The 8,476-nt window shown below is 65.6% G+C and carries 10 protein-coding genes and 1 pseudogene; 3 read left to right on the forward strand and 8 right to left on the reverse strand.

Annotation, left to right across the window (positions count from 1 at the left end):
* The 8 genes and pseudogenes from VI238_RS01650 to queD form a co-directional block, all read right to left on the reverse strand.
* A pseudogene (locus VI238_RS01650) lies at nt 1-246 on the reverse strand (F0F1 ATP synthase subunit alpha); the annotation flags it as partial.
* A 167-nt stretch (nt 247-413) separates the two neighbouring features.
* The gene (locus VI238_RS01655; protein ID WP_331647759.1) at nt 414-947 is read right to left on the reverse strand and encodes a F0F1 ATP synthase subunit delta; all 534 of its coding nucleotides are present in this window, start codon (nt 945-947) and stop codon (nt 414-416) included.
* A gap of 3 nt (nt 948-950) precedes the next feature.
* Nucleotides 951-1,421 (reverse strand): F0F1 ATP synthase subunit B, encoded by a 471-nt coding sequence (locus VI238_RS01660; RefSeq protein WP_331647761.1) that lies wholly within the window; start codon nt 1,419-1,421, stop codon nt 951-953.
* 61 nt (nt 1,422-1,482) lie between these two features.
* Nucleotides 1,483-1,725: a F0F1 ATP synthase subunit C gene (atpE, locus tag VI238_RS01665; RefSeq protein WP_414650012.1), complete on the reverse strand. Its 243-nt coding sequence runs from the start codon at nt 1,723-1,725 to the stop codon at nt 1,483-1,485.
* Nucleotides 1,726-1,891: 166 nt separating this feature from the next.
* Nucleotides 1,892-2,743: a F0F1 ATP synthase subunit A gene (atpB, locus tag VI238_RS01670; protein WP_331647765.1), complete on the reverse strand. Its 852-nt coding sequence runs from the start codon at nt 2,741-2,743 to the stop codon at nt 1,892-1,894.
* 4 nt (nt 2,744-2,747) lie between these two features.
* Complete coding sequence (locus VI238_RS01675) at nt 2,748-3,116, reverse strand: ATP synthase subunit I (protein WP_331647766.1); 369 nt, start codon at nt 3,114-3,116, stop codon at nt 2,748-2,750.
* A 532-nt stretch (nt 3,117-3,648) separates the two neighbouring features.
* Nucleotides 3,649-4,044, reverse strand: a complete 396-nt coding sequence (locus VI238_RS01680; protein WP_331647767.1) for a phasin family protein — start codon at nt 4,042-4,044, stop codon at nt 3,649-3,651.
* A 174-nt stretch (nt 4,045-4,218) separates the two neighbouring features.
* A complete protein-coding gene (queD, locus tag VI238_RS01685; protein WP_331647768.1) occupies nt 4,219-4,578 on the reverse strand; it encodes a 6-carboxytetrahydropterin synthase QueD in 360 nt (119 codons plus the stop codon).
* Between the two features lie 156 nt (nt 4,579-4,734).
* Between queD and VI238_RS01690 the strand changes: the two genes are divergently transcribed.
* From VI238_RS01690 to VI238_RS01700, 3 genes are all read left to right on the forward strand, one after another.
* The gene (locus VI238_RS01690; RefSeq protein ID WP_331647769.1) at nt 4,735-6,369 is read left to right on the forward strand and encodes a TldD/PmbA family protein; all 1,635 of its coding nucleotides are present in this window, start codon (nt 4,735-4,737) and stop codon (nt 6,367-6,369) included.
* A 20-nt stretch (nt 6,370-6,389) separates the two neighbouring features.
* The gene (locus tag VI238_RS01695) at nt 6,390-7,724 is read left to right on the forward strand and encodes a TldD/PmbA family protein (RefSeq protein ID WP_331647770.1); all 1,335 of its coding nucleotides are present in this window, start codon (nt 6,390-6,392) and stop codon (nt 7,722-7,724) included.
* Nucleotides 7,725-7,805: 81 nt separating this feature from the next.
* A partial coding sequence (locus VI238_RS01700; RefSeq protein ID WP_331647771.1) for a DUF4159 domain-containing protein occupies nt 7,806-8,476 on the forward strand: 671 nt, incomplete at its 3' end.

Genomic DNA, 8,476 nt, shown 5'->3' on the forward strand with positions numbered 1-8,476 from the left:
CTCGTAGTCGCCGAGCACGACCGCGCCGACCGAGTCGCGCTCGAGGTTGAGCGCGAGCGCATAGGTGTTGCCCGGCAACTCGACCATTTCGCCCGACATCACGTCGTTGAGGCCGTGGATGCGCACGATGCCGTCCGACACGCCGGTCAGCGTGCCTTCGTTGCGCGCTTCCGCGGACAGCTTGAACTTCTCGATGCGGCTCTTGATGAGCTCGCTGATTTCGGACGGGTTGATCGTCGTAGCCATGGTCTGTGGTTCCTGCTCTCGTCGACGAGCGACGGTTCCAAGGGGTCAAAAGTCAAACGTCGCGGATCGGTGTCGAGCGTGCCGCTTCGATCGATCGTCGACGTTTGACTTCCGACGTCGTTTGCAAACGACGGCCCGCCGGTTCGTGGCCGGCAGGCCGTATTTCCCTACTGCGTGAGCGCTTGCCCCAGGCGCGCGAGCCTGCCGCGCACGGAGCCGTCGATAACGACGTCGCCAGCGTCGATCACCGCGCCGCCGAGTACGTCGGCGTCGATCGACTGCTCGATCTCGATGTCGCGGCCGAAGCGGCGCTTGAGCGCGTCCTTCAGCTTGGCGGTTTCGTTCGCGTCGATCGGCGTCGCCGAGCGCACGTTCACCTTGAGCACGCGCTCGGCCTCCTGCTTGAGTTCCTCGAACAGCGCGCCGATTTCCGGCAGCACCGGCAGGCGGCGGTTCTCGGCGAGCAGGCGCACGAAGCCCGCGAACGGCGAATCGGCTGCCTCGCCTTCCGGCGTGACCAGCGCGGCGAGATCGGCCTGTGCGACGCGCGGGTCGCCGAACAGCGCGGCGACGCGCGCGTCGGCGGCGACCTGCGCCGCGAACGCGAGCTTGCCGGCCCACGCGCCGAGGGCATTGTTCGCGCGCGCGAGCTCGAAGGCGGCGCGTGCGTACGGGCGGGCGAAGGTGAGGGCGGTCGACATCGGTCAGATCTCGGTGACGAGCTGGTCGATCAGCGACTTGTGCGCGTTCGCGTCGATCTCGCGCTTGAGGATCTTCTCGGCGCCGGCGACCGCGAGTGCGGCGACCTTGCCGCGCAGTTCCTCGCGCGCCTTGTGCGCCTGCGCCTCGATGTCGGCAGCGGCGATCGCCTTCTGCTTGGTCGCCTCGACGATCGCGTCCTGGCGCGCCTTGTCGACGATCTGCGCGGCCTGCTGGTGCGCCTTGTCGATGATCTGCGTGGCTTCCGCGCGCGCCTTGCGGATCTCGTCGGCGACGCGCGCGTCGGCATCGGCGAGCTCCTTGCGCGCCTTCTCCGCCTGCGACAGGCCCTCGGCGATCTTGTTCTGGCGCTCTTCGATCGCCGCGATGATGTGCGGCCAACCGAATTTCATGACCAGCAGGACGACCGCGAAGAACGCGAAGCCCTGAATGACCAGAGTGATGTTCGGAATCATGGAATGCTCCTGCTGCACGGCGATCGGTCGATCGCCGTGCTGGACCTTCGGACTTCGGTGCTTACTTGACGCCGAGGTAGCCGAGCAGCGGGTTGGCGAACAGCAGCAGCAGCGCGATCGCCACGCCGATGATCGGCACCGCGTCGAGCAGGCCCGCGACGATGAACATCTTCGTCTGCAGCATCGGGGTCAGTTCCGGCTGGCGCGACGAGCCCTCGAGGAACTTGCCGCCGAGCAGCGCGAAACCGATCGCGGTGCCGAGGGCGCCGAGGCCGATCAGGAGGCCGGCGGCGATGACGGTCATGCTCAGCAGATTGCCGACCTGGGCGATGTTTTCCATGGTTGTCTCCGGGTTTCTCTAAGGTGAAGTGGAAATCGACTGAAACGTTCTGTTTGACCAGCTTTGCTTCAGGTGAAGAGTGCGGCCAAGGACGGCCGCTCTTCGCCTCTCGCGATCATGGACGATCGCACTAGTGATGTTCGGCGGCCATGCTGAGGTAGACGATCGTCAGCGTCATGAAGATGAACGCCTGCAGCGTGATGATCAGGATGTGGAACGCCGTCCAGGCGAAGCCGGCGATGAACTGGCCGACGCCGAGCAGGTAGGTCGAGACGTGGGCGAGCCCCGCGCCGAGCGTCATGACCGCGATCAGGATGAAGATGAGTTCGCCCGCGTACATGTTGCCGAACAGTCGCAGGCTGAGGCTCACCGGGCGCACGCATTCCTCGATCACGCGCAGCAGCAGGTTGGCCGGGAACGCGTACTTGCCGAACGGCGCGGTGAACCACTCGCCGAAGAAGCCGCCGACGCCCTTGTGCTTCAGCCCGACGTACTGGATGAGCAGGAACACGGTCAACGCCATGCCGAGCGTGGTGTTGAAGTCGGCGGTCGGCACCACGCGCAGGAACGCGTGCTCGGCGTCGTGACCGGCGGCGACGTAGCCGGTCTTCCACAGCCACGGCAGCAGGTCGACCGGGATCATGTCCATGAAGTTCATAAGGAACACGAGGCAGAAGATCGTGATCGACAGCGGCGCGATGATCTTGCTCTTGCCGTGGAAGGTTTCCTTGACCATCTGGTCGACGAACAGCACGACCATCTCGATCGCGCACTGCAGCTTGCCCGGCACGCCCGCGGTGGCCTTGCGCGCGACGCGCAGGAACAGGAACAGGAACAGGAGGCCGGTCACGAGGGTGAAGAACAACGTGTCGATGTTGATCTTCATGAACACGCCGTCGCCGATGCTCCACTGCAGATGATGCAGGTGGTGCTGGATGTAGTCGGTCATGTTGACCGAGCCGGCGGCTTCTTCGGTGGCCATCGTTCTACCTGGTTGCGATGAGGGCGATCCAAAACGCGAACTGCGCCGCCAGGAGCCCGGCGATGAGCCCGGCGAACGGCAGCTTCCATACGGCTATCGCGAGGTACAGCGTCGCGCACAGCCAGAACCATTTCAGCGCCTCCGCAGCCCAGGCGGAGCGCAATACACTGCGTGGTGGCGCGATGCCGCGGCCGAACAGGCGCAGTGCGAACAAAACATTGCCTGCGGAGACGATGAAGCCGCCCGTGAGGGCGGCGAGCGCGCTGCGCCAGCCGAACCCCGCCACCACCAGCGATACCACGAGGGTTGCGCCGAATTGCAGGAGCGCCGTGCGAGCCGCCACGTGCCAGCCGTGGGCGATGGAATTGCGCACAGGGAGCTCCCGCCGGTGGAGGATCGTCGCGGCGCGCGTTCCCGGCGCGCTCCACCTCTCCAAAAGGCCGCGCAGTTTATCAAGCGACGCGTACATGCCGCAATCTGAAAGAGAAGTGCCCGCAGGCGCTGCCGCGATCGGATGCCGGGCGTCCGGTCCTGCCCTCACGGTGCGTGAGGCGGGCGGCTCGGTCGCTCCACGGCCGCGAACGTTGCCCGCAAGTGTTTGGTTTCACTATGAATGGCAAGCGCACGGCCTGCGCGCAGCGGTTGCCTGGGCATCGCCGAAGCGGCGGGCAGCGCCGGTCGCGCGGTTTGCTCGTCCGCACGCACGGGCCGCAGCCCGTCGCGCCGGGCAGGACGCGACATCATGCCGCAGCGTCGGCCGTCGCACGCCTGCACGGTCGACATCCGCGGATCGGCCGGACGTGCGCCCTGCGGGCGAAAAAAAAGGCCGGGAGAGAGCCCGGCCTTTCGAGGTCGACACCGGCGCCAAGGGGAGTAGCGGCGGTGTCTTCTGGGGACTTGCCCGATCAGCCGGCCTTCTTGGCCGCCTTGACCGTCTTGTTCAACGTGTCGGTCATCGTCTCGTTGACCGTCTCGAACGAGGTCTTGGCGAGCGAACCGATCGCCTCCGAGGTCTTCAGCGACACGCCGAGGACTTCCTGGCTGTTCGCGTAGAGCTTCTCGGCGCTTTCCTTCGCGAGCTGGACGCCCTTGGCCGAAATCGCCTTGGCGGACTCGAAGTCGCGCACTTCGGCGGCTTCCGTCCAGAACTCGACCGACGCCTTGACGCGCTCCTCGAAGGTCTTGAGGTTCAGCTCGGTGATGCGCTCGAAGCCGGCGAGGGCGAGGCCCTGCGCCTTGACGAAGGCATCGGCATAGCTCTTGCCGAGCGAAAGGGACTGCGTATTGATCTGCTCGAACATGTTCGATACCTCTGCGGTATGGGGGGAGTGTTGGACGAGATCCTAGCAGGCATTATGTTGCGTTGCAACAAGTTTGGCTGAACGGCAGCCCACGGACCGATCAATGCTAGCCCCATCATCTTGCATTTCAATGAATTACGCGTGACCGGCGCACTTTGCGGCGATGCGGGATAATCACGCGCCGCCGCGGTACTCGCACGCGGTCGTGCACGTCTCGTTGACGACGACCTTCGACAGCAGCGGCAGGCGCGGCGACAGCCGCTCCCAGACCCAACGTGCGAGCTGCTCGCTGGTCGGGTTCTCGAGGCCAGGCACGTCGTTGAGATAGTGGTGGTCGAGCTGGTCGAACAGTGGGGCGAATGCGGCCTTGAGGTCGGCGTAGTCCATGACCCAGCCGAGGTCGGGATCGAGGGGGCCGCTCACGTGGATGGTGATCGCGAACGAGTGGCCGTGCAGGCGGCTGCATTTGTGCCCGGCCGGCACGTTCGGCAGGCGGTGCGCGGCTTCGATGCGGAAGGTCTTGGAAATGTCCATGCGGCAAGTCTAGCAAGGCGTGCCCTCGCCACCGTCGCGCGCGCCACGCGGCCCGGTGCCGCCTGCCGGCCATGCCGTTTGGCACGTATCAAGGTCCACCGCATCCGACAAGATCGACCGACGCGCGTGTGCGGCGGACGACCCCGGAGGAGACAGATGGAAAGGCGTGACTTCCTCAAGATGACCGGCATCGGTCTCGGCAGCCTGCTGCTGCCTGCGATGCATGGCCGCGTGATCGCGGCCGAAGCCCTGCTCAGCAAGCTCGACGTCGCGACCAAGAAGAAGTTCGCGGACATCGCGCTCAATGCGGCGAAATCGGGTGGCGCGAGCTACTGCGACGTGCGCATCGGGCGCTACCTGCGCCAGTTCGTCATCACGCGCGAAGACAAGGTGCAGAACGTCGTCAACACCGAATCGAGCGGCGTCGGCATCCGCGTCATCGCCAACGGCACCTGGGGCTTCGCCGCGACCAGCGACATGAGCCCCGACGCGATCGCGAAAGCGGCCAGGGAGGCCGTCGCGATCGCGAAGGCGAACTCGAAGATCCAGGCCAAACCGGTCGAACTCGCGCCGGTCAAGGGCGTCGGCGAAGTCAGCTGGACCACGCCGATCGTCAAGAATTCGATGGAAGTTCCGATCAAGGACAAGGTCGACCTGTTGCTCGGCGTCAACGCCGCCGCGATGCAGGCGGGCGCGAGCTTCATCAATTCGATCCTGTTCCTCGTCAACGAGCAGAAGTACTTCGCCTCGACCGACGGCTCCTACATCGACCAGGACGTGCACCGCATCTGGGCGCCGATGCAGGTCACCGCGGTCGACCAGAAGACCGGCAAGTTCCGCATCCGCGCCGGCCTCTCCGCGCCGCGCGGCATGGGCTTCGAATACCTCGACGGCAACAAGGCCGACAAGGTCGAGTTGCCCGGCGGCGCGATCGTCTACGGCGACTCCTACGACATGAAGGAAGACGCGATCGCCGCGGCGAAGCAGGCGAAGGAGAAGCTCACCGCGCAGTCGGTGAAGCCGGGCAAGTACGACCTCATGCTCGATCCGTCGCACCTGTGGCTGACGATCCACGAGTCGGTCGGCCATCCGCTCGAACTCGACCGCGTGCTCGGCTACGAGGCGAACTACGCCGGCACGAGCTTCGCGACGCTCGACAAGTGGCGCGACAAGTTCAAGTACGGCAGCGACAAGGTCACGATCTTCGCCGACAAGGTGCAGAAGGGCACGCTCGGCGCGGTCGGCTACGACGACGAAGGCGTCAAGACGCAGCGCTGGGACCTCATCAAGGACGGCACGCTGGTCAACTACCAGGTGATCCGCGACCAGGCGCACATCCTCGGCCTGAAGGAATCGCAGGGCTGCTGCTACGCCGACTCGTGGTCGAGCGTGCAGTTCCAGCGCATGGCGAACGTCTCGCTCGCGCCGGGCAAGGAGGCGATGTCGCCGCACGACATGATCAAGAACATCGAGAACGGCATCTACATCATCGGCGACGGCTCGTTCTCGATCGACCAGCAGCGCTACAACGCGCAGTTCGGCGGGCAACTGTTCTACGAGATCAAGAACGGCAAGGTCACCCAGCCGCTCGAGGACGTCGCCTACCAGATGCGCACGCCGGAATTCTGGAATTCGTGCGCCGCCGTCTGCGACGAGAAGGACTACCGCTTCGGCGGTTCCTTCTTCGACGGCAAGGGCCAGCCGGGCCAGGTCTCGGCCGTCTCGCACGGCTCCAGCACCGCGCGCTTCAACGGCGCCAACGTCATCAACACGGCGCGCAGCCTCGGCTGAGCGAAGCGGAGAACACAGCGATGAGCATCTACACCGAAGAACAGGCCAAGGCGATCCTCGACAAGGCGATCAAGGCGTCGAAGGCGGACCAGTGCAGCGCCACGCTCACCGGCGGCTTCAACGGGAATATCCGCTACGCGCTCAACAGCGTTTCGACCAGCGGGCGCGTCAGCGACTGCGATCTCGCGGTCGAGGTCGCGTTCGGCAAGCGCGTCGGCACCGCGACGATCAACAGCTTCGACGACGCTTCGATCGAGGCCGTCGTGCGTCGCGCGGAAGAACTCGCCCGGCTCGCACCTGAAAACCCCGAGTTCATGCCGGCGATCGACAAGCAGGCCTACAAGGCGAGCGGCACCTTCTCCGAGAAGACCGCCGCGATCACGCCGGAATACCGCGCTGGCGTCGCCGCCGCATGCATCGAGCCGTGCCGCAAGGACAAGCTCGTCGCCGCCGGCTTCTTCACCGACAGCCAGGCGTTTTCGGCGATCGCCAACAGCAAGGGCAACTTCGGTTACCAGAAGACGAGCGGCATCGACTTCACGTGCACGGTCCGCACCGAGGACGGCCACGGCTCGGGCTGGGTCGCGCGCAACCTCGGCGACGTGTCGAAGTTCGATGCGAAGAGCGAGATCCGGACCGCGATCGAAAAGGCGAAGGGCTCGACGGGCGCGAAGGCGCTCGAGCCCGGCAAGTACACCGTGATCATGGAGCCCGCCGCGAGCGCGGGCCTCATCTCGTTCATGATGTACGGCTTCGATGCGCGCCAGTCCGACGAAGGCCGCAGCTTCCTGTCCAGGAAGGGCGGCGGCAACAAGCTCGGCGAGAAGCTCTTCGACGAGCGCGTGACGATGTACGCCGACCCGTGGGACGGGCAGGCGGCGGTGTTGCCGTGGGACAGCGACGGCCTCGCGCGCGAACGCACGCCGATCATCACGGGCGGCAAGGTCGAGTACCTGCAGTATTCGCGCTACTGGGCGCAGAAGCAGGGCAAGAAGGCGATCGGCCAGCCGGGCAACCTCATCATGGTCGGCGGCGACAAGTCGACGATGGACCTCGTCAAGGGCACCAAGAAGGGCGTCCTCGTCACGCGCACCTGGTACATCCGCCTCGTCGACCCGCAGACCGTGCTGCTCACCGGCCTCACGCGCGACGGCACGTTCTACATCGAGGACGGCGAGATCAAGTACCCGATCAAGAACTTCCGTTTCAACGAGTCGCCCGCGATCATGCTCAACAACATCGAGGAGATCGGCAAGCCGGTGCGCGTCGCCGACGACGAATCGCCGTTCGTGATGATGATCCCGCCGCTCAAGATCCGCGATTTCACCTTCACGTCGTTGTCGGACGCGGTGTGAACAGGGAGCAGGGCTGAGGGCCGACGGCGAGGGGCCGAAGCGCTCCCGTTCCGAGGCTCCAGCCCGGCCCGTCTCGCTTCCATGACCCGCGCCGAGTTCCTTCGTCTGGCCTTCGCCGCCGGTGCCGGCGCCCTGGTGGCGCCGCGCGCCCGCGCGGAACAGCCCTCGGAGGCCGGCTCCGGCTCCCCGGCCTACGACTTCTGGTTCACGCGCCTCATGTACGAGTCGGGCGACTGGGACGTCGATGCGCGGATGCCGTCGAACCTGCTCGATGCGCTGATCCAGTACACGACCCTGCGCGTGGACGCGCGCGAGCGCGTCCTGCCGCTCGCCGATGCGCGCATGCTCGTGCAGCCGTTCTGCTACCTCGCCGGCCACAAGCTCGTCGAGTTCAATCCCGACGAGCGGCGCCACTTCGAAGCCTACGTGCGCAATGGCGGCTTCGTGCTCGTCGACGACTGCAACCACGACATCGACGGCCTGTTCGCGAAGTCGTTCGAACAGGAAATGACGACGATCTTCGGCGCCGACGCGCTGAAGAAGCTGCCGAAGACGCACCCGCTGTTCACCAGCTTCTTCCGCTTCGACGGCCCGCCGAACACCGCGTTCGAACTCAACGGCTGGGGCGACGACCTCGTGCACGAATATCTGAAAGGCATCGAGATCGACGGCCGCCTCGGCGTGCTCTACAGCAACAAGGACTACGGCTGCGAATGGGACTACGACTGGCGCAACAAGCGCTTCCTCGCCGA

It is taken from the genome of Dokdonella sp. (assembly GCF_036518555.1).
Taxonomy (GTDB): Bacteria; Pseudomonadota; Gammaproteobacteria; order Xanthomonadales; family Rhodanobacteraceae; genus Dokdonella_A.

Bases quoted from the DNA above. Each gene is read 5' to 3' on its own strand.
- atpE (WP_414650012.1), bottom strand. From the start codon at position 1,725: ATGACCGTCATCGCCGCCGGCCTCCTGATCGGCCTCGGCGCCCTCGGC.
- VI238_RS01680 (WP_331647767.1), bottom strand. From the start codon at position 4,044: ATGTTCGAGCAGATCAATACGCAGTCCCTTTCGCTCGGCAAGAGCTAT.
- atpB (WP_331647765.1), bottom strand. From the start codon at position 2,743: ATGGCCACCGAAGAAGCCGCCGGCTCGGTCAACATGACCGACTACATC.
- VI238_RS01655 (WP_331647759.1), bottom strand. From the start codon at position 947: ATGTCGACCGCCCTCACCTTCGCCCGCCCGTACGCACGCGCCGCCTTC.
- VI238_RS01660 (WP_331647761.1), bottom strand. From the start codon at position 1,421: ATGATTCCGAACATCACTCTGGTCATTCAGGGCTTCGCGTTCTTCGCG.
- VI238_RS01695 (WP_331647770.1), top strand. From the start codon at position 6,390: ATGAGCATCTACACCGAAGAACAGGCCAAGGCGATCCTCGACAAGGCG.
- queD (WP_331647768.1), bottom strand. From the start codon at position 4,578: ATGGACATTTCCAAGACCTTCCGCATCGAAGCCGCGCACCGCCTGCCG.
- VI238_RS01690 (WP_331647769.1), top strand. From the start codon at position 4,735: ATGGAAAGGCGTGACTTCCTCAAGATGACCGGCATCGGTCTCGGCAGC.